General features: G+C 72.2%; 27 protein-coding genes. 11 read left to right on the top strand and 16 right to left on the bottom strand.

Going from position 1 to position 25,570, the window contains the following annotated elements:
- Positions 1-3 precede the first annotated feature (3 nt).
- The 8 genes from ACZ6JS_RS00320 to ACZ6JS_RS00285 are packed head-to-tail and all read right to left on the bottom strand — an operon-like array spanning position 4 to position 6,969.
- Positions 4-897 (bottom strand): DUF5936 domain-containing protein, encoded by an 894-nt coding sequence (locus ACZ6JS_RS00320; protein WP_469294781.1) that lies wholly within the window; start codon positions 895-897, stop codon positions 4-6.
- A gap of 16 nt (positions 898-913) precedes the next feature.
- On the bottom strand, positions 914-1,852 hold the full coding sequence (locus ACZ6JS_RS00315; protein ID WP_469294780.1) for a type II secretion system F family protein: 939 nt from the start codon (positions 1,850-1,852) through the stop codon (positions 914-916).
- Positions 1,849-3,198 carry a CpaF family protein gene (locus tag ACZ6JS_RS00310; RefSeq protein ID WP_469294778.1) on the bottom strand — a complete coding sequence of 450 codons (1,350 nt, stop codon included), beginning with the start codon at positions 3,196-3,198 and terminating at the stop codon, positions 1,849-1,851. Before ACZ6JS_RS00310 ends, ACZ6JS_RS00315 begins: the two co-directional genes overlap by 4 nt.
- A complete protein-coding gene (locus tag ACZ6JS_RS00305; protein WP_469294777.1) occupies positions 3,195-3,563 on the bottom strand; it encodes a TadE/TadG family type IV pilus assembly protein in 369 nt (122 codons plus the stop codon). The genes ACZ6JS_RS00310 and ACZ6JS_RS00305 overlap by 4 nt, the downstream gene beginning before the upstream one ends.
- 1 nt (position 3,564) lies before the next feature.
- The gene (locus ACZ6JS_RS00300; RefSeq protein WP_469294776.1) at positions 3,565-3,966 is read right to left on the bottom strand and encodes a TadE/TadG family type IV pilus assembly protein; all 402 of its coding nucleotides are present in this window, start codon (positions 3,964-3,966) and stop codon (positions 3,565-3,567) included.
- A 3-nt stretch (positions 3,967-3,969) separates the two neighbouring features.
- On the bottom strand, positions 3,970-5,247 hold the full coding sequence (locus tag ACZ6JS_RS00295) for an AAA family ATPase (protein WP_469294775.1): 1,278 nt from the start codon (positions 5,245-5,247) through the stop codon (positions 3,970-3,972).
- Between the two features lie 7 nt (positions 5,248-5,254).
- Complete coding sequence (gene cpaB / locus ACZ6JS_RS00290) at positions 5,255-5,956, bottom strand: Flp pilus assembly protein CpaB (RefSeq protein ID WP_469294773.1); 702 nt, start codon at positions 5,954-5,956, stop codon at positions 5,255-5,257.
- 50 nt (positions 5,957-6,006) lie between these two features.
- Positions 6,007-6,969: a hypothetical protein gene (locus ACZ6JS_RS00285; RefSeq protein ID WP_469294772.1), complete on the bottom strand. Its 963-nt coding sequence runs from the start codon at positions 6,967-6,969 to the stop codon at positions 6,007-6,009.
- A 382-nt stretch (positions 6,970-7,351) separates the two neighbouring features.
- Between ACZ6JS_RS00285 and ACZ6JS_RS00280 the strand changes: the two genes are divergently transcribed.
- The gene (locus tag ACZ6JS_RS00280; protein WP_469294770.1) at positions 7,352-9,043 is read left to right on the top strand and encodes a chitinase; all 1,692 of its coding nucleotides are present in this window, start codon (positions 7,352-7,354) and stop codon (positions 9,041-9,043) included.
- A gap of 126 nt (positions 9,044-9,169) precedes the next feature.
- Positions 9,170-10,501: a M14 family metallopeptidase gene (locus ACZ6JS_RS00275; RefSeq protein WP_469294769.1), complete on the top strand. Its 1,332-nt coding sequence runs from the start codon at positions 9,170-9,172 to the stop codon at positions 10,499-10,501.
- A gap of 84 nt (positions 10,502-10,585) precedes the next feature.
- Here the strand turns inward: ACZ6JS_RS00275 and ACZ6JS_RS00270 are convergent, their stop codons facing one another.
- Together ACZ6JS_RS00270 and ACZ6JS_RS00265 are read right to left on the bottom strand one after the other, a co-directional pair.
- The gene (locus tag ACZ6JS_RS00270; protein ID WP_469294768.1) at positions 10,586-10,996 is read right to left on the bottom strand and encodes a RidA family protein; all 411 of its coding nucleotides are present in this window, start codon (positions 10,994-10,996) and stop codon (positions 10,586-10,588) included.
- Positions 10,993-11,745: an IclR family transcriptional regulator gene (locus tag ACZ6JS_RS00265; protein WP_469294767.1), complete on the bottom strand. Its 753-nt coding sequence runs from the start codon at positions 11,743-11,745 to the stop codon at positions 10,993-10,995. Before ACZ6JS_RS00265 ends, ACZ6JS_RS00270 begins: the two co-directional genes overlap by 4 nt.
- 148 nt (positions 11,746-11,893) lie before the next feature.
- Here ACZ6JS_RS00265 and ACZ6JS_RS00260 point away from each other — a divergent pair, with 148 nt between their 5' ends.
- From ACZ6JS_RS00260 to ACZ6JS_RS00250, 3 genes are read left to right on the top strand one after another with little or no spacing between them, the layout of a single operon-like run.
- The gene (locus tag ACZ6JS_RS00260) at positions 11,894-13,186 is read left to right on the top strand and encodes an amino acid deaminase (RefSeq protein WP_469294765.1); all 1,293 of its coding nucleotides are present in this window, start codon (positions 11,894-11,896) and stop codon (positions 13,184-13,186) included.
- Between the two features lie 10 nt (positions 13,187-13,196).
- The gene (locus tag ACZ6JS_RS00255; RefSeq protein WP_469294764.1) at positions 13,197-14,777 is read left to right on the top strand and encodes an N-acyl-D-amino-acid deacylase family protein; all 1,581 of its coding nucleotides are present in this window, start codon (positions 13,197-13,199) and stop codon (positions 14,775-14,777) included.
- 23 nt (positions 14,778-14,800) lie between these two features.
- Positions 14,801-15,817, top strand: coding sequence for a YdcF family protein (locus ACZ6JS_RS00250; RefSeq protein WP_469294762.1), 1,017 nt, complete (start codon positions 14,801-14,803; stop codon positions 15,815-15,817).
- A 72-nt stretch (positions 15,818-15,889) separates the two neighbouring features.
- Here the strand turns inward: ACZ6JS_RS00250 and ACZ6JS_RS00245 are convergent, their stop codons facing one another.
- On the bottom strand, positions 15,890-17,236 hold the full coding sequence (locus ACZ6JS_RS00245; protein WP_469294760.1) for a carbohydrate-binding protein: 1,347 nt from the start codon (positions 17,234-17,236) through the stop codon (positions 15,890-15,892).
- A gap of 180 nt (positions 17,237-17,416) precedes the next feature.
- Between ACZ6JS_RS00245 and ACZ6JS_RS00240 the strand changes: the two genes are divergently transcribed.
- The gene (locus ACZ6JS_RS00240; protein WP_030034983.1) at positions 17,417-17,602 is read left to right on the top strand and encodes a hypothetical protein; all 186 of its coding nucleotides are present in this window, start codon (positions 17,417-17,419) and stop codon (positions 17,600-17,602) included.
- 172 nt (positions 17,603-17,774) lie between these two features.
- Here the strand turns inward: ACZ6JS_RS00240 and ACZ6JS_RS00235 are convergent, their stop codons facing one another.
- On the bottom strand, positions 17,775-18,734 hold the full coding sequence (locus ACZ6JS_RS00235) for a LysR family transcriptional regulator (protein WP_469294759.1): 960 nt from the start codon (positions 18,732-18,734) through the stop codon (positions 17,775-17,777).
- 106 nt (positions 18,735-18,840) lie between these two features.
- On the opposite strand from ACZ6JS_RS00235, the gene ACZ6JS_RS00230 reads away from it, so the two are divergent.
- Positions 18,841-19,299, top strand: a complete 459-nt coding sequence (locus ACZ6JS_RS00230) for a nitroreductase/quinone reductase family protein (RefSeq protein WP_469294757.1) — start codon at positions 18,841-18,843, stop codon at positions 19,297-19,299.
- Here the strand turns inward: ACZ6JS_RS00230 and ACZ6JS_RS00225 are convergent.
- From ACZ6JS_RS00225 to ACZ6JS_RS00215, 3 genes are all read right to left on the bottom strand, one after another.
- On the bottom strand, positions 19,296-19,667 hold the full coding sequence (locus ACZ6JS_RS00225; RefSeq protein WP_469294755.1) for a hypothetical protein: 372 nt from the start codon (positions 19,665-19,667) through the stop codon (positions 19,296-19,298). The genes ACZ6JS_RS00230 and ACZ6JS_RS00225 overlap by 4 nt on opposite strands.
- Positions 19,668-19,767: 100 nt before the next feature.
- Positions 19,768-20,244 (bottom strand): macro domain-containing protein, encoded by a 477-nt coding sequence (locus ACZ6JS_RS00220; protein WP_469294753.1) that lies wholly within the window; start codon positions 20,242-20,244, stop codon positions 19,768-19,770.
- A 505-nt stretch (positions 20,245-20,749) separates the two neighbouring features.
- Positions 20,750-20,962 (bottom strand): hypothetical protein, encoded by a 213-nt coding sequence (locus tag ACZ6JS_RS00215; RefSeq protein ID WP_469294752.1) that lies wholly within the window; start codon positions 20,960-20,962, stop codon positions 20,750-20,752.
- A gap of 354 nt (positions 20,963-21,316) precedes the next feature.
- On the opposite strand from ACZ6JS_RS00215, the gene ACZ6JS_RS00210 reads away from it, so the two are divergent.
- The 3 genes from ACZ6JS_RS00210 (at position 21,317) to ACZ6JS_RS00200 (ending at position 23,883) form a co-directional block, all read left to right on the top strand.
- Positions 21,317-22,528 (top strand): pyridoxal phosphate-dependent aminotransferase, encoded by a 1,212-nt coding sequence (locus ACZ6JS_RS00210; protein ID WP_469294751.1) that lies wholly within the window; start codon positions 21,317-21,319, stop codon positions 22,526-22,528.
- 90 nt (positions 22,529-22,618) lie between these two features.
- The gene (locus ACZ6JS_RS00205; protein ID WP_469294749.1) at positions 22,619-23,011 is read left to right on the top strand and encodes an SCO4983 family protein; all 393 of its coding nucleotides are present in this window, start codon (positions 22,619-22,621) and stop codon (positions 23,009-23,011) included.
- Between the two features lie 230 nt (positions 23,012-23,241).
- Entirely contained in the window at positions 23,242-23,883 is a 642-nt protein-coding gene (locus tag ACZ6JS_RS00200; protein WP_469294747.1) for an RDD family protein, read from the top strand.
- Between the two features lie 20 nt (positions 23,884-23,903).
- On the opposite strand, the gene ACZ6JS_RS00195 is transcribed toward ACZ6JS_RS00200, so the two are convergent.
- The gene (locus ACZ6JS_RS00195; protein WP_469294745.1) at positions 23,904-24,344 is read right to left on the bottom strand and encodes a hypothetical protein; all 441 of its coding nucleotides are present in this window, start codon (positions 24,342-24,344) and stop codon (positions 23,904-23,906) included.
- 144 nt (positions 24,345-24,488) lie between these two features.
- Between ACZ6JS_RS00195 and ACZ6JS_RS00190 the strand changes: the two genes are divergently transcribed.
- Complete coding sequence (locus ACZ6JS_RS00190; protein WP_469294744.1) at positions 24,489-25,565, top strand: hypothetical protein; 1,077 nt, start codon at positions 24,489-24,491, stop codon at positions 25,563-25,565.
- Positions 25,566-25,570 lie beyond the last annotated feature (5 nt).

Genomic DNA, 25,570 nt, shown 5'->3' with positions numbered 1-25,570 from the left:
GGCTCAGCCACCCCCGAACAGCGCGCCGAAGTCGACGTTCGCGCCGTAGACGAAGCCGCACACGAGCAGGATGAGTGTGCCCGGCAGCATGAACATCGTCACCGCGAAGGTCGCCTTCGGCACGGCCCGGGCCGCCCGCCGCCGGGCGTTCTGGGCGTCCGTGCGGCGCATGTCCTCGGCGATCGCGATCAGCGTGTCGACGATCGGGGAGCCCAGCTCCTCGCCCTGCTGGAGGGCCGTCACGAACTGCGCGACCTGCTCACTGTCGTTGCGCCGCCGCAGCTCGTCGAAGGCCTGCCGCCGGCTGACGCCCATGTCCATCTGCTGGAGCGTGATGCGGATCTCGTCCGCCCACGGCCCCTCGTACTTGCCCGCCACCCGGTCCAGCGCCTGCCGGAAGCCCAGGCCCGCGCTCACCACCACGGCCAGGACGTCCAGGAAGTCCGGCAGCGTCCGCTCGATGTGGTCGCGGCGGACCCGGATGGCCGACCACAGGCCGACCTCGATCCAGAACAGGCCGAAGGCCACCATCAGCAGGGCTGCGACCAGCTGGCCGTTGAGCAGCATGGAGAAGGCGCCCGCGGCGCCCAGAGCCCCGTACACCGCCCGCCGGGCCGCGTAGCGGTCGATCGTCAGGCCGGCCGGGTTGCCCGCCATGTCGATCTGCCTGCGCTTGCGGGCCACCCGGGTCGTGCCCATCGCGCGCAGGACCAGCGGCGCCCAGCGGATGCCTATGCGGTCGACCAGCGATCCGACCGCCGTCGTACGGGTGGCACCCACTTCCAGGGCCAGGGCGAGGTCGGTGGGGAGTTTCACGTCCGCCCGGTAGAGGCGGACGCCGTGGAAGGCGCCGAACACCGACAGGGCGGCGGCGAGCGCGAGGAGGAGTCCGGTCATGGTCGCGTCCGCCCCCTCACACGTCGATCTTCGACAGGCGGCGGATGAGGACGAAGCCCAGCGCGAAGAGGCCGAGGGAGACGAGGACGGCCGTCTGCCCGAAGAACGCGCCCGTCATCCGGTCCAGGGCACCCGGCATCATCATGTCGACGAGGAGGAGCGAGCCGAGCCCGATGGCCGGGACCAGGTAGGCCGTCACGGTGACCTGGGACAGCTGGGTGCGGATCTCGCGACGGGTCTCCTTGCGCTGCTCCAGCGTCACCGTCAGGTTGCGCAGGCTGTCCACGATCGCGCCGCCGGCCCGGGCCGACAGGACGAGGGTGGAGACGAGGACCACGAGTTCGCGCGACGGCAGGCGTTCGGTGAGCTCCCCCAGGGACTCCTCGATGGAGTGGCCCACGGCGAGGCGGTCGGCGACCCGCGCGAGTTCCTCGCCCGCCGGCGCCTCCAGCTCCTCCGCCGCGATGCCGATGGCGGTACGCAGGGCCAGCCCGGCCTGGGTGGCGTTGGCGAGGATACGTGCCAGGTCGGGGAGCTGGTTGATGAAGCGCTCCGTACGCCGTGCCCGCTGCCAGCCCAGGAACGCGTTCGCCGCCCAGAGGCCGATCAGGCCGGCCACCGGCCCGAAGAACGGTGCGAGGAGGGACGACGCGATGAGCCAGACGCCCGCGATGGAACCGACCATGTAGACGAAGAACTCGCCGGGCGTGAGGTCCAGGCCGGTGGTCGCCAGCTTCTGTTCGATCCGGCGGCCGAGCCTCGTCTTCCGCAGTCGCCGGTCGATCTTCCGGAAGCGGCGTGCCCGGCCGAGCGGTTCGGGCAGGCCGCTCGCCGAGAGGCGTTCGACGAGGGCGGCGTGCTGGGCGCGGCCGGCCGCGTACGCCTGGAGGCCGACGACCGCGAGGACGCAGGCCAGCAGCGTGATGCCGAGGGTGAGGAGGATCAGTGGGTTCACAGGGCGGTCCGTGTGATGTGCGGGGTGGTGAGGGGGTCGTCGGGCAGCGCGACGCCGAAGGCCTGCGGGATGGGCTGGTTGTTCATGTAGAGGCGTTCGGCGATACGGCGGGGCAGCGGGTAGTACGCGAAGTAGCCGTGGACGCGGCCGTCCGGTCCCATGGGCTGGGCGGCGAAGCGGCACACCGTGGTGATACGGAAGGGTTCGCGGCCGTGTGATTCGAGGATGGAGATCTCCGTGATGCGGCGCGAACCGTCGCCGAAGCGCGTCAGCTGCACGATGACGTTGACGGCGCTGTTGATCTGGTCCTGGAGGGCTTCGAAGGGGATCTCGACCTCCGACATGGAGGCCAGGGTCTGCAGGCGCGTCAGGGCGTCGGAGGAGCTGTTGGCGTGGACGGTGGCCAGCGAGCCGTCGTGGCCGGTGGACATGGCCTGCAGCATGTCGAGGGTCTCGCCGCCGCGGACCTCGCCGACGATGATGCGGTCGGGGCGCATGCGCAGGGAGTTGCGTACAAGGTCGCGGATGGTGATCTGGCCCTTGCCCTCCACGTTCGCCGGGCGGGACTCCAGACGGATGACGTGGGCCTGCTGGAGCTGGAGTTCGGCGGAGTCCTCGATGGTGATGATGCGCTCGCCCTCCGGGATCAGACCGGAGAGGGCGTTGAGGAGGGTGGTCTTGCCGGTGCCGGTGGCCCCGGAGACGATCACGTTCATCTTCGACTGGACCAGGCCCGAGAGCAGCAGGAGCATCTGCTCGTCGAGGGAGCCGAGGGCGATCATCTCGTGCAGGGTGAAGGCGCGCGGGAAGCGGCGGATGGTGAGGGTGGCGCCGGTCAGGGACAGGGGCGGGATGATGACGTTGACGCGCTCGCCGCTGGGCAGGCGCGCGTCGACCATCGGATTGGCCTCGTCGACGCGGCGGTTGACGGTCGAGACGATGCGTTCGATGGTCTGCATGAGCTGCTCGTGCGAGGCGAACCGGATGGGGAGCTGCTCGACGCGGCCGGCCCGCTCGACGAAGATCTGGTCGGGGCCGTTGACCATGATTTCGGAGATGGAGGGGTCTTCGAGGAGCGGTTCGAGCACGCCGAGACCGAGGGCCTCGTCGACGACGCGGCGGATGAGCTGCGCGCGCTCGACGGTGGAGAGGACCGGGCCCTCGCGGCTGATGATGTGCCCGAGTACGCGTTCAAGGCGCGCCCGGCGCTCGGCGGGTGCGAGCGCGGACATCTCGGCGAGGTCGATCTCCTCCAGCAGCTTCGCGCGGTAGGAGGAGACCAGCCGGCCGTCCTCACGCGGGCTGTGGCGGTCGTCGGGGGTACTGACCCGGGAACGCAGGCTCATGGTCCGGTCACCTCGGGGTCGTCGTTGGGCATGACTGCCGTGGCTTTGGCGTCGGCCGGGTCCAGCCCGGGGATGATCGAGTTGACGGGGATGGTCACGGTCGCGGTCACCGCGTCGATTCCCGGGTCCACGTCGACCGTCGCGGGAAGTCCCTCGCGGATGGCGGCGTGTCCGGCCGCCACGCCCCGGCCCGGGTGCTGCGCCTCCACGCGCGCCGCCGTCCGGGCGGCCGTGTCCGCCTGCTCGTGGACGTACGCGACCCACCCGAGCTGGATCGCGCACAGCGCGACGAACAGCAGGATCGGTATGAAGCCGATGTACTCCAGGGCCACTTGGCCCCGGTCGGAGCGAATCCGCCGCCTCATGTCACTCGGCCTCCTTCTCCAGCGCGGCGCCGCCGGTGCCGTCGATCCCGCCGAAGTTGAGTGCCGGGTGGAGGACGGGAATGGACAGGCGCACCTTGGCCTGGTAGATGTCCCCGGACTCCTCGCACACCACCTCAAGGCCCCACGCCTCCCCGATGTGCTCCCCCGCCGCCGCCACACACGCAGCGTCCCCGTGCACCGCCCCCGCCCGGGCCGCCTCGTCCGCCGCGTTGCCCGCCAGGGAGAAGGCGTAGCCGATCAGGACGCACTCCCATACCGCCGCCACCAGGAGCAGGATCAGCGGTACCGTGCCGACGAACTCGATCGCCACCTGGCCCCGGTCACCCCGGTCACCCCGGTCGCCCCGGTCCGCGCGGGCCCCTATCCGGGCGGGCTTCCGCATCCGTCAGCCCTCCCGGCCGCGGCGCAGGCGGGAGACCGTGCCCGCGGCACGCAGGGTCAGGGCGCCGCCCGGCGTGGCGGGGGCGGCCGCCGGGGTGTCCGGGGCGGCCAGCAGGCCGAGTTCGCCGGCCAGGGTCCACAGGGCCTGCTTGACCGTCGAGCGGTTGTCGAGGTCCTGGAGGCGGCCCGCGTCCACCACGGCCTGGAGTTCCTTGAAGGCGGCCGGGACGGGGGTGCGGGTGGCGCGGGTCTTGGTGATCTTCTCGATCAGGGCGGGCTGGATCTCGGTGTGCTTGCTCCAGCGGTTGACGACCATCACGGTGTCCTCGGCCTTGCGGACCTGGAGCCGCTCCCACAGGCGGACCATGCGCTTGGCGGCCCGTACCGCGATCACATCGGGTGTGGTGACGAGGACCGCGACGTCCGCCGTCTCCACGGCGGCGGCGTTGGCTCCGGTCACCTGGGTGCCGCAGTCGACGACGACGAGCTCGTAGCGGCTGCGCAGGGCGCCGACGATGTGGCGGGCGGCCCGGTCGTCGACCTCCTCGCCGCGTTCGCCGTCGGCCGGGGCCAGCAGCAGCGCGAGCCCGCTGCGGTCCTCGTAGACGGCGTCCTGGAGGACCCGCGGCGAGATGTCCTGGATGCCGGCGAGGTCGGCGATGGACCGCCGGAACTGCACGTCGAGGTACGAGCCCACGTCGCCGGCCTGGAGGTCCATGTCCACCAGTGCGGTGCGCCGGCCGGAGGCTGCCGCGGCCAGGGCGAACTGCACGGCGGTGAAGGTGGTGCCCACGCCGCCCTTGGCCCCGGTGACCGTGACGACCCGGCCGCCCGGCCCGGCGGGGGCGTCGGCGTCGGCGGAGCCCCTGCCCAGGTGGCGGCGGACGCCGACGGACCACTGGGCGGCGGCCTGGACGCGGGCGGCGAGCTCGTCGTAGGAGAGCGGCAGGCCGACGAGGCCGCGTGCGCCGGAGTCCATGGCGGCGGAGAAGAGCGCCGGTCCGGCGTCCGAGGAGACCAGGACGACCCCCACCGCCGGGAATCGGAGCGCGACTTCGCGGATGAGTTCCAGTGCGGGCACCGGGCCGATCCGCTCGTGGACGAGGACCACCTCGGGGAGTTCGTCGAGGGAGTCGACGGCGAGCCGGGCGAGGGTGTCCAGCAGTGTGGTCGAGTCGGGGACGGGCGGGGCGGGCTCCGCCGACGGGAGCTGGCTCAGCAGGGTGGAGAAGATGCGCGCGGCGTCCGGGTCGCCGACCGCGGGGAGGATTCGCGTGGTCATCCGGGCCTCACCTGTCCCCGTCGAGGGTGTACGTACGGTCGCCGGCGGCGGGCGCGGAGTCGGTGCCGGGGGCGACCAGGGCCAGGCGCACGTGCTCCGCGAAGGACTCGGCGTACGCGACGCGCTGGGTGTCCTTGGTGCTGAGGGCGAAGGTGATCGGGACGGCCTCGGAGGGGCCCTTGCGGTCGCTGTCCTTCTCCAGGGCGGTGAGCTTGCCGACGTTCAGGACCCGGGCATTGGCGACGATGATCACCGAGCGGGAGGGTTCGGTGTCCTTGGCGCCCTTGAAGGTGGCGATGATGTTGACCTTGGCGCCTGAGGTGATCTTCCCGGCCACCCCCGTCGCCGCGTCGATCATGATGGCGATCTCCTGCTCACCGGGCTGGAGCTGCGGCCGGTCGACGAACATGTCCGTCTGGAGCAGGGAGCCCTTCTTCAGGGTGGTGAGGGCGATCTTGTCCTTGAGCGCGCCGAGGTCGGTGACGGCCGTGGCGGACAGCCACCGCTCGGGGATCCTGACCTCCTCGAACTGCCCTGCCCCCAGCGGGCTGTACGGGGCTATGTCTGCCTTGGCACGGTAGGCGACGGCCTCGGACCCGACCTTGGAATTGACGTCGCCGATCACCACGAGGACTCCGGCGAAGGCCCCCAGGGCGCACAGGACCGACAGGAGCAGCAGAAGGACGCCGCGGCGCTGGCGTGAGTTCATAGGCCGTACTACCTCGCCGTTCTTTCTTCGTTCGTACGTTCGGTCGTCGGTCAGGGTCCGGAGCGGCCGGTGCCCGCCGGCGTCGCCGCGGACGGCGGTGGGGCGGTGAGCGGAGCGGCGCAGAAGCCGCACCGGTCGCCGATGAGTTCGAGGCCGCACCACCGGCACTGCTCGCGGCGGACCGAGGCGACGAGTTGGTAGAGCACGGACAGGTCGGGGATGCCGGCGGCGAACTCGACGAGCTTGGGGGTGCCCCACCAGCCGGGTGAGGCGGCCGGCAGCGGGTTCTCCATGACGCCCTGCACCTGCCAGGCGGGGGCGAGTTCGGCGGCGACCCAGTCGGAGGCGAGCTGGCCGCGCGCGAAGGTGAGGTGGGTGGCGAAGTCGGGGCCTGCGGGCAGGTCCGGGGCAGCGCCGTGGGATCCGCCGGCGGATCCCCCGTGGGAGCCGCGCGCCCCCCCGCGCGACGCGCCGCGTCCGCCGCGTCCGCCGCCGGAGCCGCCCAGCTTGGCCAGGTGCGGTGCGGGGTGGGCGAGTACGGCGAACTGCGCGCTCGGCGACCAGGACCGGGCGTGCGCCCCGAGCCCGACGGGGATGCGGACCCGGTCGAGTCTGGCGACCGAGCCGAGCAGGGCGCCCGCGTAGATGTAGTGGGACAGCAGCCGGGCCGCGGAAGCGATGATTCCGGGGCTGAAGTCGCAGACGCTGAGCTGGCGCAGCTGACGGGCCAGCAGGGCCGTTCCCAGCGGCGGGAGATCGATGTCGAGCAGCGCGATCCGGTCGGTTTCCAGGATGGCCCGGACGGTGTGCAGCCGCTGGACCGTGGGACGCGGGAGCCAGGGCGGTACGAGGGCCACGAGGTGGCCGTGCCGCTCCAGCAGGGCGCCGGTCCCGGCGAGCGCGGCCTCCAGGTCGTGCTGTTCGGGCGGGTGCAGCAGGGCGGCCCCCGGCGTGTGCCGGTCAGGGGCCGGAAGCACCAGATCGGCGCTGGTGACTGCGATGGCGGTCGGCACGCGAATTCCCCCGTTCCCCCACGTTCTCCCCGTACGCCCGGACTCTCGCGCGCTCGCCGGGGACGCGTCCCAGCCGCGTCGCGTGCGCGCACCACTGCGCGACCGCGGACGGCCGTCGCCCATCCCCCCTTGCCCCAGCACCATAACCGCGTCACCCCTGGCAGGTCAGGGGCTTGGTGATTCCCGTGCGTAAGGCACCGGTCACAGGTGACGGGAAACCCGGACAACAGGGATCGCGCATTGAGCCATTTCAAGCCACTTTGCGAAGACTCTTGACACGAGGATTGGTCTGGACCAACTTGGCAGCGCATGGCGTGAGCCGGCCCCACCCCACACGGCCCGGCTCGCCCCTCCCCACCACACCTCCCCCCACGGAGCCCACGTGAACCGCATACGCTCCCTCTCCCTGCCGCTCGCCGTCACCGTCGCCGCCGGGGCGCTGACGGCCCTCGCCGCCGGCGCCGCTCAGGCCGCGGACGTCAACGTCGTCCGCAACGGCGGCTTCGAGTCAGGCATCGCCAACTGGTCCTGTTCCGGCGGCAGCGGCGCCGCCGTCACCTCGCCCGTCCACGCGGGGGCCGGCGCCCTGAAGGCCACCCCGGCCGGTTCCGACAACGCCCACTGCAGCCAGACCGTCACGGTCAAGCCGAACTCGACGTACACGTTGAGCACGCAGGTGCAGGGCAGCTATGTCCATCTCGGCGCGACGGGGACGGGCACCCAGGACGTCTCGACCTGGACCCCCGGCTCGGGCGGCGGCTGGCAGAAGCTGTCCACCACCTTCACCACCGGCCCCTCCACCACCCAGGTCACCGTCTACACCCACGGCTGGTACGGCCAGCCGGCCTACGTCGTCGACGACTTCAGCGTCTTCGGCCCGGACGGCGGCGGGGGCACCGACCCCGGCCCGGGCATCCCGGGCGCACCGGCCGGGACCGCTGTTTCCGGCCAGAGCGCGAACGGGCTCACCCTTTCGTGGAACGCGGTCAGCGGCGCGGCCGGCTACCACGTCCACCAGGACGGGGTCCGCGTCCGGACGGTGGCCGGGACCTCCACCGCGATCACCGGGCTCGCGCCGTCCACCTCGTACTCCTTCCAGGTGAGCGCGTACAGCACGGCGGGCGAGGGTCCGAAGTCGGCCCCCGTCACCGGGACCACGACCGGCGGCGGCAACCCGGGCAACCCGGCCGTCCCCAGGCACGCCCTGACCGGCTACTGGCAGAACTTCAACAACGGCGCGACCGTCCAGAAGCTCTCCGACGTCTCCGCGCAGTACGACATCATCGCCGTCTCCTTCGCCGACGCCACCGCCACGCCCGGCGCCATCGCCTTCAACCTCGACTCGGCCGGCCTCGGCGGCTACACCGTGGCCGAGTTCAAGGCCGACATCGCCGCGAAGAAGGCCGCCGGCAAGTCGGTCATCCTCTCCATCGGCGGCGAGAAGGGGACCATCACGGTCAACGACTCGGCCTCGGCGGCCAACCTGGCGGACTCGGCGTACGCCCTGATGCAGGAGTACGGCTTCACCGGCATCGACATCGACCTGGAGAACGGCCTCAACCCCACGTACATGACGCAGGCGCTGCGCGCCCTGTCCGCGAAGGCGGGTCCCTCGCTCGTCATCACCATGGCCCCGCAGACGATCGACATGCAGTCCACTCAGGGCGGCTACTTCAAGACGGCGCTCAACATCAAGGACATCCTCACCGTCGTCAACATGCAGTACTACAACAGCGGCTCGATGAACGGCTGCGACGGCAAGGTCTACTCCCAGGGCTCGGTGGACTTCCTCACCGCGCTGGCCTGCATCCAGCTGGAGGGCGGCCTCGACGCCTCCCAGGTGGGCATCGGCGTGCCCGCGTCCCCGAGCGGCGCGGGCAGCGGCTACGTCTCCCCGACCGTCGTCAACAACGCCCTGGACTGCCTGACCCGGGGCGTGAACTGCGGATCCTTCAAGCCGTCGAAGACCTACCCGGGGCTGCGCGGCGCGATGACCTGGTCGACCAACTGGGACGCCAAGGCGGGTAGTGCTTGGTCGAACTCGGTGGGTCCCAAGGTCCACGGGCTCCCGTAGGCGGTACGTGTTGGGGGTGGCCGGATCGGTTCGGCCGACACCTGAAGTCCTTGACCGGGACATGCCACGAGAGGACGCTGAGCGCGTCCGCACGGCTACCCCCACACTCCCCACCCAGGAGAACGCATGCGGCTCCATACCCGCCGGAGGGCCGGCCTGACGGCGGCCCTGCTGGCGCTCGCGCTCGGCGCACCCGCCTACGGCATGAGTGCGACGGCGGCTCCACCGCCCAGCCCGTCCACCGCCACCCAGGACGAGGCCATCGTCCAGTACCGGATCCACGGCCCCTCCACCGTCGCCGACCGCACGGCCCTGCTCGGCACGGGCGTCTCCATCGACGAGGTGGACGACCACACCGTCGTGGTCAGCGCCGACACCATGCAGGCCAAGAAGCTGAAGGCACTCGGCTACAAGCTGACCCCGCTGCCAGGGCCCCCGGACCGCTCGCTGCCCGGCATCGCGGCGAGCCCGATGGACTTCCCTTCGGCCGACTCCAGGTACCACAACTACGCCGAGGCGACGGCCGAGATCAACACGCTTGTCGCGCAGTATCCGGCGATCGCCTCCAAGCGGGTGATCGGCACGTCGTACCAGGGCCGCGACCTCCTCGCCATCAAGATCAGCGACAACGTCGCCACGGACGAGTCCGAGCCCGAGGTGCTCTTCACCGCGCACCAGCACGCCCGCGAGCACCTGACCGTCGAGATGGCGCTGTACCTGCTCAAGGAGTTCACCTCCAAGTACGGCACCGACACCCGGGTCGCGAACGCCGTCAACGGCCGCGAGATCTGGATCGTCCCGGACCTCAACCCGGACGGCGGCGAGTACGACATCGCCACCGGCTCCTACCGCTCCTGGCGCAAGAACCGGCAACCGAACTCCGGATCCTCCTACGTCGGTACCGACGAGAACCGGAACTGGAACTACAAGTGGGGCTGCTGCGGCGGCTCCAGCGGCAGCAGGAGCTCCGAGACCTACCGGGGCCCGGCCGCCGAGTCGGCGCCCGAGGTGAAGGCCGTCTCGGACTTCGTGCGCAGCCGGGTGGTCGGCGGCAAGCAGCAGATCAAGGCCGCGATCGACTTCCACACCTACAGCGAGCTCGTGCTGTGGCCCTTCGGCTACACCTACAACGACACCGCCCCCGGCCTGACCGCCGACGACCTCGCCGTCTACAAGAAGATCGGCACGAGCATGGCCGCCAGCAACGGCTACACACCGGAGCAGGCGAGCGACCTCTACATCACGGACGGCACGATCGACGACTGGCTGTGGGGCAACCAGAAGATCTTCTCCTACACCTTCGAGATGTACCCGGAGAGCGGCGGCGGCGGCTTCTACCCGCCGGACGAGGTGATCGACCGCGAGACCGCCCGCAACAAGGACGCGGTGCTCCAGCTGCTGGAGAACGCGGACTGCATGTACCGCTCGATCGGCAAGGAAGCCCAGTACTGCTCGTAGCCGTCACCTGAACCGGGGGACGCCCCGCCGCCAGGGGGGCGTCCCCCTCCTGGTACGCGGGGCGTCCGCTTGCCCGCGGGGGCGTCAGCCCAGGACGGCGAGGGCGTCGATCTCGACGAGCAGCCCCTCCGGCAGGCCCACGTACACGGTGGTGCGGGCGGCCGGGGCCTCCTTCAGGCCCTGCTCGTCGAAGTAGGCGTTGTAGATGCCGTTCATCTCCGCGAAGTGCGCCGTGTCCGTGAGGTAGACGCGGATCATGACCACGTCGTCCCAGCCCGCGCCGCCGGCCTCCAGGACGGAGCGGACGTTCTCCAGGGTCTGGAGGGTCTGCTCGCGCAGCGTCGGCCCCGCGGGGGTCGGCGGCCGGCCGTCGACGTGCGGGAGGAAGCCGACCTGGCCGGCGACCTGGAGGATGTTCCCCTTGCGCACGCCGTGCGAGAACCTCGCGGGCGGGACGGTGTGGGTGGCGGGGGTGATGGCGGTCTTCCCGGTCACGCTGTCTCCTGTACTCCTGAATAGTCCCGGCTGATCGCGCCGGCGGTGCGCAATACCTGCGGCAGCAGTTCGAGCAGCCCCTCCGCCGGGACGACCACGCCGGGCGCGGAGACCGACAGCGCGGCGACGACCCGCCCGTCGGGACCGCGCACGGGCGCGCCCAGGCAGTTGATCGACTCCTCGTGGCCGCCGAGGTCGGAGGCCCAGCCCTGTTCCCGTACGAGGTCCAGTTCGCGCAGGAAGGCCTGCGCGTCCGGGGTGGAGCGGGCGGTGTAGCGGGGGTACTCGATGCGGTGGGCGAGGGCCCGGCGTTCGGCCTCGGGGAGGTCGGCGAGGAGCAGCTTGGCGACGGCGGCGACGGTGAGGGGCACGGGCCGGCCGATGCGGGAGTACATGCGCACCGGGTAGCGGCTGTCGACCTTGTCGACGTACACGACCTCGTCGTCCTGGTGCAGGGCGAGGTGGACGGTGTGCCCGGTGGCCTGGTTCAGCTCGGCGAGGTGGGGGCGGGCGACCTCGCGGACGTCGAGGTTCTCGACGGCCTCGGCGGCGAGCGCGAAGAGGCGTGCGCCGAGGCGGTAGCGGCCGTCGGGGCAGCGGTAGACGAACCCGCCCTCGTTCAGGGTGCGCAGCAGGCGCAGCGCGGTGCTCTTGTGCACGCCGAGCTCGTCGGCGACCGCACCGAGACCGGCCGGTCCCTTCGCGAGCAGCGGCAGGATGCCGAGCGCCCTCTGGACCGACTGGCTCATCGCTCGCCCCTTCCCACGCTCACTGCACCGCCGGCTCCGGCGGCGCGCCGGGCAGCGTTGACCCGCCGTCACCCGGGATGTTAGACAGCATGCAGTGGTACACGCAACGACCGTTGCAGCCAACGCAACACACCCGGGAGGCATCCGCATGGCCAGCGCCAGCGACCCCGTCAAGGACCTCGCCGACGAGCCGGTGGACCACCGGTTCAAGGGACTTCCCCCGGACGCCCAGGCGGACGGCCTGACCGTCGGGCAGCTCGCGGCCCAGCGCCGGGACCTGCACACCGGCGGGTTCACCACCCCTGTCCTGACCCTCGACGCGGACGCGCTGGAGCACAACCTCACCGCCCTCGGCACCTACTCCGCCCGCCACGGCCTCGCCTTCGCGCCGCACGGCAAGACCTGCATGGCCCCGCAGCTCTTCCGCCGTCAGCTGGACCACGGAGCCTGGGGCATCACCGTCGCCATGCCCCACCAGGCCCGCGTCTGCCGTGCCTTCGGCATCCGGACGGTCTTCCTGGCCAACGAGCTGGTCGACGCGCCCGCCCTGCGCTGGGTCGCCGACGAGCTCGCCGCCGACCCCGGCTTCCGGTTCGTCTGCTACGTCGACTCCGTCCGCGGGGTCGAGCTGATGGACGCCGCCCTGCACGGCCGCGGCGCCACCCTCGACGTCGTCCTCGAGCTCGGCGCCGGCGCCGAGGGGCGCACCGGGCTCCGCACCGACGCCGAATGCCAGGCCGTCGCCGAGGCCGTCGCCGCGTCCCCCGCCCTGCGGCTGGCGGGGGTGGCCGGCTACGAGGCCACCATGCCGGGCGCCGACGCCGACAGCGTCCGTGCCTGGCTGCGCCGCCTCACCGCGCTCGCCGCCGATCTCGACAAGCAGGGCCTCTTCACCGGCACCGGCCTGGACGAGGTCATCGTCAGCGCCGGAGGCAGCGAATGGTTCGACGCCGTCGCCGAGGTCTTCGCGGAGATCCCGGAACTGTCGCTGCCCGTCCTGCCGCTGCTGCGCTCCGGCGCCTACGTCTCCCACGACCACGGCTGGTACTCGGGCTTGACCCCCTTCAACCGCGTCCCCGAGGAGGGCGGCCTGCTCCCCGCCTTCCGGCTGTGGACCCAGGTGGTCTCCCGCCCCACGCCCGGCCAGGCCTTCGTCAACGCCGGCAAGCGCGACATCGCCTACGACCTCGGCCTGCCCAAGGTGCTCGCCGTGCGCAGCGCCCGCGACGGCGTCGAGCGCGCCGCGGCCGGAATCCGGGTGGCCAAGCTGTCCGACCAGCACGCCTGGATCGAGACCGACGCCGACGCCACCGCGCTGGAGGTCGGCGACTGGGTCTCCCTCGGCATGGCCCACCCTTGCACGATCTTCGAGAAGTGGCCGCTGATCCCGGTCGTGGAAGCCGACGGCACCGTCACCGACTACGTCCGCACCTTCTTCTAGGCACCGGCCGGTGGACCTGGTCATCCGCGGGGTCCGCGTCGTCGACGGCACGGGCGGCCCCTCGTACACCGCCGACGTCGGCGTCCACGAAGGCCGGATCGCCGCCGTCGGCAGGCTGTCCGCAGGCCGCGAGACCCTCGACGCGCACGGTCTCGCCCTGGCCCCCGGCTTCGTGGACATGCACGCCCACAGCGACCTCGCCCTGCTCCGCGACCCGGACCACAGCGCGAAGGTCGCCCAGGGCGTGACCCTCGAAGTCCTCGGCCAGGACGGCCTGTCGTACGCCCCCGTCGACGACCGCACCCTCGCCGGGGTGCGGACCGCGATCGCCGGCTGGAACGGCCCGGGCGACGACGTCGACTTCGACTGGCGCACGGTCGGCGAGTACCTCGACCGGCTGGACCGCGGCTTCGGCGGCGAGGGCGTCGCCGTCAACGCCGCCTACCTCGTCCCTCAGGGCACCGTCCGCGCCCACGTCGTCGGCTGGGACGACCGCCCGGCAACCGCGGCCGAGCTGGACCGGATGCGCGCCCTCGTCGCCGACGGCCTCGCCCAGGGCGCCGTCGGGATGTCCTCCGGGCTCACCTACACCCCCGGCATGTACGCCTCCGGTGCCGAACTGGCCGAACTGTGCCGGGTGGTGGCCCGGTACGGCGGCTACTACTGCCCCCACCACCGCAGCTACGGCCGGGGAGCCCTCGCCGCCTACGCCGAGATGCTCGACCTGACCCGCGAGGCCGGCTGCGCCCTGCACCTCGCGCACGCCACCATGAACTTCGGCGAGAACGCGGGCCGCGCCGCCGAGCTGCTCGCGCTCCTCGACGCGGCCGTGAACGCGGGCGCCGACATCACCCTGGACAGCTACCCGTACACCCCGGGCTGCACCACGCTGGTGGCGCTGCTGCCCAGTTGGGCGAACGACGGCGGCCCGGAGGCGGTCCTGGCCCGGCTGCGCGACGACGGCACGGCGGAGCGGATCCGCCGCGCCCTCGAGCACGAGGGCGCCGACGGCTGCCACGGCGTACCCGTCGACTGGTCGACGATCGAGATCTCGGGCGTCGCCGATCCCGCGTACGCCGCCCACGTCGGCACCCGCGTGGACGGCTGGGACACCGCCCGCCGGCTCCTGATCGGCGACCGGCTCGCACCGACGATCCTCCAGCACGTCGGCCACGAGGAGAACGTCCGGGCGATCATGCGCCACCGCGCCCACACCGGCGGCTCCGACGGCATCCTCCAGGGCGCGAAGCCGCACCCGAGGGCGTACGGCACCTTCCCGCACTACCTCGGCCACTACGTCCGCGAACTCGGCCTGCTCTCCCTGGAGGAGTGCGTCGCGCACCTGTCCGGCCGGCCCGCGGCGCGGCTGCGCCTGCCCGACCGGGGCCTGGTCCGTGTGGGGCGCCGCGCCGACCTCGTCCTCTTCGACCCGGACACGGTCGCGGCCGGCTCCACGTACGAGCGGCCCCGCACCCTGCCCACGGGCATCCCGCACGTTTTGATCGGCGGACGGTTCGCCGTCCGCGACGGGCGCAGGACCCAGGTGCTGGCCGGCCGGTCGGTACGCAGAACCGGCCACATTTCCCGGTAGATCCGCCGCCTACGATGGGCGCCATGGTCGCCTTCGCCCTCGCCGCCCTGCTCTTCCTCGCGTTCTGCGCCAGCGTCAGACAGGACCGGCGCCGCTTCAGCAACGCCGTGCTCCTGGGGCTGACCTTCCTGACCGCCTTCTCCGCCCTCTTCCTCCAGGTGGCCAAACTGCCCTTCTGGGCAGCCGTCACGGTCGTCGTACTCACCTTCGCCGCACCGGCGTTCGGCATCCTGGCCCTGGGCGTCCTCCTCGTCCGCAACGGCATGACGATGGTCCGCAAGGAGGGCTTCCGCCCGGCCAACCTGCTGTCGATGCTGGCCGGCCTCGCGATCTTCGCGCTGATCGCGCTGCTGGTCCTCGTCGGCGTGGTCGGCTCCCCCGTGCTGGGCGGCATCGCCGGGACCCTGACCGTCGTCGCCGGCTACGTCTCCTTCGTCTTCTTCTGCTTCCTCGGCTACGCCTTCCTCTACGGCCGCATCAAGGTGCGCGGCGACGTCGACCATGTGGTGATGCTCGGTTCGGGCCTGGTCGGCGGGGACCGCGTCCCGCCGCTGCTGGCCTCGCGTCTGCGCAAGGGGCAGCAGATCTACGAGGGCCAGCTGGCCCGGAGCGGTCGGCCGCCGGTCCTGCTCGTCTCGGGCGGCAAGGGCTCGGACGAGAAGGTCGCGGAGGCCCGGGCGATGGCGGACTGGCTGATCGCGGAGGGCGTGCCGGCGGAGCACATCGTGCTGGAGGACCGGTCCACCACGACCGAGGAGAACATGCTCTTCAGCCGGCAGATCATGGAGGCCCACGATCCGGACTACCGGTGCGTGGTGGTCACCAACAACTTCCACGCCTTCCGGGCCGCGATGCTGGCGCGCAAGACGGGCGTGAACGGGCAGGTCCTGGGCTCCCCCACCGCGAAGTACTACTGGCCCAGCGCCACCATCCGCGAGTTCGTCGCGGTCTTCTGGGAGCACCGGACGGTCAACCTGTCGATCTGCGGCCTGCTGGCCGTCTTCGGTGCGCTGGGCACGCTGGCCGCGGTCCTCGTCTGACCGGGGGCCGCCCGCGCACGGGGAGGTGCCGTGACTCCCCCCTGGCAGTCACGGCACCGGTCACGTCACCGATCAGACCCGCTGCCAGAGCGCCGGGACGTTCGGCGGCTCCCATCCGGTCTGGGCCTGGTGCCCCTGGATGCAGCGGTAGGTCGAGCCGCCGTGGGTGACGGTGGCGCCGGCCGCGTAGACGGTGCCGGCCTTCCAGGTGCCGCCCGGCTCCGGCTCGGGGCCGGGCCCGGGGCCCGGGTCGCTGCCGCTGACCTTGAGGGTCAGCCCGTACGCCGACAGGATCGGGTTCAGCGGCTGGAAGAAGGTGGTCCCGCCGCTGGAGCAGTTGCCGGAGCCGCCCGAGGTCACGCCCTGCGCCTGGCTCCCGGAGATGTAGGAGCCGCCGGAGTCGCCCGGCTCGGCGCAGACCGTCGTACGGGTCACGCCGGAGATGGTGCCCTCGGGGTAGGTGACGCTGGTGTTGTGCTGCTGGATCGTGCCGCAGTGCCACCCGGTGGTCGAGCCGGACCGGCACACCGACGCCCCGACCGGCTGCAGCACCGAACCGGCGACCTGCACGTTCGCGCCGCCGCTGCCCTTCACGTAGGGGGTCGGGGACCAGTTGGCGTTCGCTGCGACCCAGGCCATGTCGTTGCCCGGGAAGACCGAGGCCTGGAAGGAGCCCTGGGCGACCTGGTTGAAGCCGGTGGTGGTGGTCCCGGCGCGGCCGCAGTGCCCGGCGGTGGCGAAACCGCTCACGGTCCCCTTGGTCACGGGGAAGCCGACGGAGCAGCGGCCGCTGCCGTTCATGTAGTAGGCGTCCCCGCCGCGCAGGTCGTAGAGCGGACGCGGGGCCTCTGCCGTACGGAGGACCGTGACCAGGGCCGGGTCGGTGCCGGTCGCGGCGAGCAGCCGTGCGGCGGCCCCCGCCTCGGTCTCCTCGACGACGAGCGTGTTGGAGCGCGGGGCGACGTAGCGGACGGGGGTCGCGGGGCCCGCGGCCCGGTCCAGGGCGGCCTTGGCGCCGTCGAGGTCGGCCAGGGCTCGGGGGACGAGCTTCGCCCGGGCCCCGGTGGCCCGTATCGCGGCGGTGTCGGCGGCCCGCGTGGTGGCCACGGTGAGCACGGCGGAGTCGGCCCCGTCCACCCAGGCCCCGGCGAAGGCGGCGCCGAGCCGGTCCCGGAGGCGGGCGGCGGCGGCCCCGGCCTCGGCTTCGTGGGTGAGGCGGGCCTTGGCCTGCGTGGGGGTCAGGCCGAGGTCGCGCTGCATGGCGGCGAGCAGTTCGGGGGCCGCGTCGGCGGTGCGCAGGGTCGCGGCCGCGGAGGGTACTGCGGGGGCGGGGTCGGCGGTGGCGCCGCCCGTCCCGGCCAGCAGCAGCCCGGCGGCGGCCAGGGCGGTACACGCCGCGCGGGCGTGTCGCTTGAGCATGGGGGATCTCCTCGGTTTCCGGTGGGGGGTCTGCGGAAACCGTAGAAATCCGAACCGGTGCGCGGGAGCTGCCGGTTGGCCCCTTCCCCGGTGTTATGCCCGCGACCTCGCGGCGGCCGAAGTGCGTTCATGGGACGGCGGCCGGAGTATGGGGCCAGGGGAAAACGTAGGAGGTACGCGATGGTCAGTGAACCCGACGAGCAGCCCACGCGGTCGGACCGGCTCTTCACGGGCGGGGAACGACCGTACGACCCCGAGGACCTCGTGATGGCGACAGGCCACGACCCGACTCCGGAGCGGGTCGAGAAGGCCCGCAAGTTGATCGAGAAGGAGGGCCCGCAGGTCATCGAGCGCTACCTGCCGTAGCCGCTCGGAGGCTGCCCCACCGCCCCCGGTCCCGCTCTCCTCGGCCTCGTCGGCGATCGAGGCGCGGGGCCCGGGGCGGAGCCCCGCTCTTCCGGCCCCCTCCGCGTGTGAGGCGCCCGGGGCCCGGGGACGCGCCGCAAGGGTGCCGCACCCGCCCGTCGGCGCCGCACGGCTACGCAGCGGACGCCGGCACGGCCGCCCGCAGGCCCGAAGCCCCGGCCGACCTCGCCAGAGCCTGCGCGTGCGCTGCCCTCGCATGCCCCAGCACGTCCGCGGCCCGCGCAGCGACCCGTCCGCCGGGATGCCACCCGAGCACGTGCCGCCACACCAGCGGGGTCCCGGCGAGCGGCCGCGTGACCACCCCCGGGGTCACCGGAAAAGTGGCCCGGCACAGGCCGACCGCCCGCCCCACCTGCACCAGGTGCACACAGGAGGCGGTGTCGGTCTCGTAGACGCATGCGGGCGCGAATCCCGCCCGCACGCAGGCCGCGGCGAAGCAGTCGCCGAAGCAGCCGTCGCCGGGGACATCCGTCCATGCCTCGGCGGCCAGCTCGGCCAGCTCGACCTCGTCGCGCGGGGCCCGGGCCCGGGCCAGCGGGTGGTCCTGCGCCAGCATCACGTGCACCGGGTCGCGCGCCACCTCCATCCAGGCGAGCCGTCCCGGCTCGGGCGGCGCACTCTCCCCGCAGACGCCGACCAGCGCGAAGTCCAGCCGCCCGTCGGCGACGCCCCCGGCGACCTCCCTCTCCGACCATGAGGTGTAGGTCGTCACCGGCACACCCGGCTCCTCGTGCGCGAGCCGGTCCACGAGTCCGCCGAGCAGCGGTCCGTGCGTCCCGCCGAGGCGGTAGCCCGGCGCCCCCTGCCGGGCGAAGCGCCGGGCCTCCTCCTGGAGCTCGCACACCGCGGGCAGCAGCACTCTCGCCCGTTCCAGCACCAGCTGCCCGAGCGCGGTGGGCCGTACGCCCTCCCGCCCCCGCACGAAGAGCATGCCGCCCAGCGCCCGCTCGATCCGCTTCAGCTGCGTACTGAGCGCGGGCTGCGCCAGGCCGAGCGCGGTGGCGGCCCGGGTCAGGCTCCCGGCGTCGGCGACCGCCCTGACGATCTTGAGATGCCTCAGCTCCAGATCCATACGAAGAGCTTGGTCCAGACCTATAGACGTGCGCCATGGGTCGTACGCATCCAGAATCGTTAATGCTCGTTAGCCGCCAGGGGGCCGCAACCCTAAGGACAGGCAAATGCACACACTCGAAGTCGACTGGGACCACCCCACGGACCCGCGACCCGGTCCGCAGCTCGACCACGTCCGCGCGTACGTCAGCACCGCCGGCGCCGACGGGCACCTCTGGCACGGAGTCCCCACCCTGCTGCTCACGACGCTCGACCGCGCCACGGACGCCGCGGTACGCATTCCGCTGATCTACGGCGAGGACGCGGGCCGCTTCCTCGTCGTGGCGTCCGCCGACGGCGCCCCGGACCACCCCCGCTGGTACCGCAACCTCACCGCCCACCCGGAGGCCCGCCTCCAGGTGGGCGCCGCCGCCTTCGAGGCGACGGCGCACACGGCCACAGCGACGGAACGGGAGGTGTACTGGGAGATGATGACCGCCCTCTGGCCCCCCTTCGAGGACGACCAGGCGGCCGCCCGCCCCCGCGAGATCCCCCTGGTGATCCTGGAACGCCTTCCGGGCCGCTAGGGGGTCCTGCGGGGCTCGTCCCGAACCTCGAACCGCACCGAGCGCACCCTCAGGTGGTCGGTCGCGGGTCGGCCCATGGGGCGCAAACGCCACTGGGAGCCCGCGCAGTCGGCGTCGGCGTAGACGGTCGCCCAGGAGTCGGTCTGGTTCTGCGGGGCGTAGCCCGCTTCCACGTCGTCGGAGCCGACGGCGTAGAGGTTGACGCACTCGCCGCTGTCCGGGTCGTCCAGGATCACGCGCTGCTCCTGGCCGAAGTCGTCCGTGTACTTGTAGTGGAACTGGCCTTCGGCCGCCAGGGCCGAACCGGGCAGGGCGAGGACCATCGCGCAGGCTGCGACCGCGGCGGCCGCGGCATTGCGGAGCTTCATCGGGGGAAACCCTTCGGAGGGGACCGGGAGATCTGCGGGCACGACCCTAGGAGGGCCGGCCGCGGCGAATCGATCCTCCGAACGCCTTCGGCGTGGCGGATCAGCCGCGGTCGTAGACGGTCACCGCCACGTCCCGCTCGCACAGCGCCTCGGTGATCAGCGGCTCGACGCGCGACCATCTGCCGCCCGCGAGCCCGCAGCCGATTCTCGGCATGTGCACGCCCGCACCCAGCTCCACAGCATGTCCGGCCAGTGCGGCCAGGCAGCGCTCCAGCGCGTCGTAGCGGATCGGCGGTCCCCCGCTCCCGGTCCGCATCCCGCGCTGTCCGACCATGTTGGCCACCCACACGTCCGGCTTCACCCGCACCACCTGCACGGCGCCCAGCCCGAAGTCGTTGCCACCGCGCCCCCGGTGCCAGGCCCGGTACGCGGCCTCCGGCTCGGGCCACCGCTTCGAGACGGCCAGTACGAATCCCTTCCCCCACCCTCCGAGGTCGTTGCAGACGTGCGCAATGATCTTGGGCCCCTTGGCCTGGGGGCTCGTCGCATCCCCGGCGATGATCCTCAACGGCTTCATGCCCCGACGCTACGCCGCCCCGCCGACACCACCGTGCGGGCCGACCCAAACCGGGCCGACCCAACCGGGCCGACCCCACCGGGCCGCACGCGGCGTGGGCGTGGGGCGGCGGCGTTGGGGCGGGGCCGAAGCATGGCGAAAGCGGGGCGGGGGTGGGGGCGAGGCGGGGTGGGGCGAAGGCGGCGCGCAGGCGGGGCGGGGCGCAGGCGGGGCGAGCGAGGCGGGGCGAGTGAGACGGAAGCAGGGGGAGAGGCCCGGCGGAATGCGCGGGGGCAGGGTTTCGGCGGGGTTAGGGGGTGTGCTGGGGGTTTCCCGTCAGTCCCATCGCCTCTCCGGTTCGTGCCGGCCCGCCCTTCCCCCGCCTCTCACTCCGCCGCGCCTCCCACCACACCCCCACCCCGCTTCCGCCGCGCTCCGACCCCGCTCCACGCCACCGGCCCGGGGCGCGGGGGCCGCGGGCGGGAAGGCCCCGCCCGAGCGGACCCCCATACCCGCCCGTACCCGCTCAGAGGTACTCCCGCGCGAACTCCACCGCCCACTCGACCGCGGCCACCGGGACGCTGCCCGTTGCGGGGTCGATGGTCAGGCGGGCGTCCTCCCAGCCCCGGCCGTGTTCGCGGAAGATCGCGAAGTGCCCCTCCTCCGAGGTGCCCCCCGGCCTGACCAGGAACTCGATCGCCCGGTCGTCGCCATCCGTGCCGCTCGTGGTGATCGCCATGTCACCGACTAGGAACTCCACTGTCCCGCGCCCCTCACTCGCCGCCGCCCGGGCATCACTGGCCCCGGATCAGGACTCCAGCCTCCACGGCGGGCCGGGCGCCCGCATGAGTGCGCGTACTCACCCCGCGTACTCAGTCACCCCCACGATCCCCCCAAGGTGACGAGGGCAACACGCACCGCCCCGCCGCAGTTCGCCCCACCCATTCCGCAGGTCGGGATGCGGCCGTGGCCCCGGATTCCAAGGGAAGAGCACGGCGCCACCCGCCCATCGCGCCAATCGGGACAAAGCGGCCTTCCGGTCTCCGGGCGAAAAGGCGGGTCGAGCCCGCACCCGGGCCCGTAAGCTCCCGTCATGCAGGTGATCCAGTCAACCAAACTCGCCAATGTCTGCTACGAGATCCGCGGCCCCGTGCTCGAAGAGGCGATGCGGCTCGAAGCAGCAGGTCATCGCATCCTCAAGCTCAACACGGGCAACCCCGCGGCCTTCGGCTTCGAGTGCCCGCCGGAGATCCTCGAGGACATGCTCCGCAACCTGGGCACCGCCCACGGCTACGGCGACGCGAAGGGCCTGCTGTCCGCGCGCCGTGCGGTCATGCAGCACTACCAGACCAAGGGCATCGACCTGGACGTCGAGGACATCTACCTCGGCAACGGCGTCTCCGAGCTGATCCAGATGTCGATGCAGGCGCTGCTCGACGACGGCGACGAGGTACTGGTCCCGGCACCGGACTACCCGCTGTGGACGGCTTCCGTCTCCCTCGCCGGCGGCACGGCCGTGCACTACCGCTGCGACGAGCAGTCCGACTGGATGCCGGATCTCGCCGACATCGAGCGCAAGATCACCGACCGCACCAAGGCGATCGTGATCATCAACCCGAACAACCCGACCGGCGCCGTCTACGACGAGGAGATGCTGCGCGGGCTGACGGACATCGCGCGCCGCCACAAGCTGGTCGTCTGTTCGGACGAGATCTACGACCGGATCCTGTACGACGGCGCCCAGCACTTCAACACGGCCGCCATCGCCCCGGATCTGCTGACGCTGACCTTCAACGGCCTGTCCAAGAACTACCGGGTCGCGGGCTACCGGGCCGGCTGGATGGCCGTGTGCGGCCCGAAGAAGCACGCCACGGACTACATCGAGGGCCTCACGATCCTCGCGAACATGCGCCTGTGCGCGAACATGCCCTCGCAGCACGCGGTGGCCACCGCGCTCGGCGGCCGGCAGTCCATCGAGGACCTGGTCCTGCCCGGCGGACGGATCCTGGAGCAGCGCAACGTCGCGCACGACCTGCTCACCCGGATCCCGGGCGTCACCTGCGTGAAGCCCAAGGGTGCTCTGTACGCCTTCCCGAAGCTGGACCCGACCGTCTACAAGATCAAGGACGACCGGCAGATGGTCCTGGACCTGCTGCGGGCCGAGAAGATCATGGTCGTCCACGGCACTGGCTTCAACTGGCCAGAGCCCGACCACTTCCGGATCGTGACCCTGCCCAACGCCAAGGACCTGGCCGATGCCGTGACCCGGATCGGGAACTTCCTGGACGGCTACAGCCAGGCCTGACCGCACACACTCGGACAACAACAGGATCCAGCTCAACTTTAGAACCGATCCAATGTAGGATGGTCTCCTGACCACGCAGGAGGCCTCCTCATGTACGAGCCGATCCGCACGAAGCCGGTCGTCCAGCGCATGGGCGGCGCCACGGTCGACTATCCCCACAGCAGCCGCGGCGAAGCGCTGGCCGTCCAGCTCGCCGGCCACCTCTCAGCCCTGCTCGCCGTCACCGACGAGCTCGGGCTCGACGAGGCCGCCGCCCAGATCGCCGCCCAGGTGACCCGGCTGCGCGGGGCCCAGCCCGTCCGGGCACCCCAGGGCCCCGGCGGGGACGCCGCCGCGCTGCACCAGCGCGCGCACGACCTCGCCGCCCGCGCACTCCTCGTCGCCGCGTCCCGCGCCGACACCACCGTCGCGATCCTCGCCGCCGAGCGCATGGACGCGCACGCCGCCGCCCTGGAGTCCCTGGACCCGGCCGGCGCCCTCTAGACGGCCCCGGTCCGGGGCCGCGGAGGCTCCGGACCGGGTGCCATGACTCCCAGCGGCCGACACCTCCGGGCCCTCCCGCCGCCCGCGCGCGGCCAATGAATTGGACAGATCCCGACCTGCCGAACACGATGTTGGCTGAAACATCGCGGCAGCACGGGGGAGGCCGCTCACGTGAACCATCTCCTCCACTCCGCTTCGTCCCCGATCGAGCACCCTGGAGAGATGCGCCAATGAGCTTCGGCGATCCGAACAACCCGTACGGCCAGCCCCCGCAGGGCCAGCCCGGCTACGGCCAGCAGGCCCCGCAGGGCGTCCCCCCGCAGTACGGCTACCCGCAGCAGCCGGCGCCGGGCGCGGCCCCCCAGTACGGCTACCCACAGCAGACCCCGCCGCCGGCGCCCTACGGCGCGTACCCGCCCCCGGGCATGCCGGGGATGGCCGGGGGCATGCCGCCGCTGGCCCACTGGGGTCTGCGCTTCGGCGCGTACCTGCTCGACATCCTCATCATCGTCGGCCCGATGTACGCCTTCACCGGCATCGGCGTCGCCATCGACGGCGGCGAGAGCGGCGTCGGCGCGGTGCTCGGCCTCCTCGGCTTCCTGTACACGATCGGCATGGGCTTCTTCCAGGTCTACAAGGAAGGCACCACCGGCCAGACGATCGGCAAGAAGGTCGTCGGGATCAGCCTGCACCGCGAGGCCGACGGCGCCACGCTCGGCTTCGGCATGGCCTTCGTGCGCAAGCTGGCGCACTTCCTGGACAGCATCTCCTGCTACCTCGGCTGGCTGTGGCCGCTGTGGGACGAGAAGAAGCAGACGTTCGCCGACAAGGTGTGCAGCACCGTCGTCGTCAAGGTGAACAAGAACGGCTGACCGGGCACCCGCCCCACCGGCTACGGAAGCCCCGGTGTCGGGGTGGCCTGCGTGAACTCCGCGCCGGCCACCCCGCACCAGGGCACCGTCGCCACCGGCCACACCGGGCCGACCGCCTCCCCGTACTCGGTCGCGCCCGGGGCCACCCCCGGGATCCTCACCAGCGCCTGGGCGGCCCGCCGGCCGGGATCCGCCTCCGCCCGGTCGCGGAACTCCACCGTCACGACGTACGCGCCGACGCCCTCGGCCCGCCCGGTCGCCTCCACCGCGGCCGCCACCCGCCGGCTGGCCGGATCGACACGGCAGCCGGTGACCCGTACGTCCTGCACCGCCGCCCGCGGCGGCGCCTCCGGCTGTTCACCGCCGCTCGCCCACACGTACAGGCCCAGCGGAGCGAACACCAGCAGCCCGGCGATCGTCACCAGGCCGACCAGCCAGCCCTGCCACTTCAACGCGCTCACGCCCATGCCCCCGATCCTCCCGGGCGGCCGCCCCGCCCACCAGCACCCGCGAACTCACACAGCATTTCGAAGTGGGACCGCCTGGACACCTGACGTTCACTCAAGACGGCGCGGAATGTGGGTTTCCGTGAGCAGGCTGCACCCGTGAGACGCATCCTGGGAATCCTCCTGGGTCTCCTCCTCGTCGGCGGCGTGCTCTACGTCGCACTGCAGGGGCAGGATCACCCGGAATCCACGGCAACGAAGACCGTGCGTGGCGTCATCGGTTCGGAGAAGTCCGAGTTCTTCCGCGACCCCGACGTCGTCAAGGCCCTTGCCGCCAAGGGCTACACCGTGAAGACGGAGACCTCGGGCTCCTGGGCGATGGACCAACTCGCCCTCAGGGAATTCGACTTCGCCTTCCCCGGCAGCAGTGAACCCGCCAAGGAGGTGGCGGCGGCCGCCGGGCTCAAAGGAGCGCAGGAGACCAAGCCCTTCTACTCCCCGCTCGTCGTGATCGCCCGACCGGGCGCGGCGCAGGTACTGGCCGCAGGCGGCCTCGCCACCATGACCGGCAAGAACTCCGGGACCCTGCTGATGGGCCCCTTCCTGAAGGCCGCCGCCGAGGACCGCACCTGGCAGCAGCTGACCGGCTCCTCCGCGTACGCCGAGCTGACCGGCACGGTGTTCGTCAAGACCACCGACCCGGCCTCATCCAACTCCGGCGCGCTCTTCCTCGCCGCCACCTCCAACGTCGCGAACGGCAACACCGTCGTCGCCGACGATGCCGGGATCGAACGCACCGCGCCCCTGATGCGCAAGCTGATCTCCGTCCAGGGCGCTCTGGAGACCAGCACCGACGACCCCTTCCGGGCCTTCATCAGCGGCAGCGGCGAACCGCTGATCCTGGTGTACGAGTCCCAGGTCGCCTCGCTGCTGCTGCAGAAGCAGAACCCGGGCGAGATGGTGGTGCTCTACCCGGACACCACCGTGAACACGGCGCACACCTTCGTACCGCTCAGCGAGGACGCGAAGGAGCTGGGCACGCTCCTTGCCACCGATCCGAGGCTGCGCGAGCTGGCCGTGCTCCGCGGGTTCCGCCCGCAGGACGGCGTGGCCGAGTTCACCGCCGCGACCGCCCCGCACGCCGACCACCTCAACCCGGGGCTCACCGGCATCCGCCAGGTCGGCACACCCACCGTCAAGATCCTCATGGCGCTCGCCCAGCGCGCCAAGGGCTAGGGGGA

The organism is Streptomyces sp. NPDC046349 (assembly GCF_055587885.1).
This window is presented reverse-complemented; position numbering and strand designations above follow the sequence as displayed.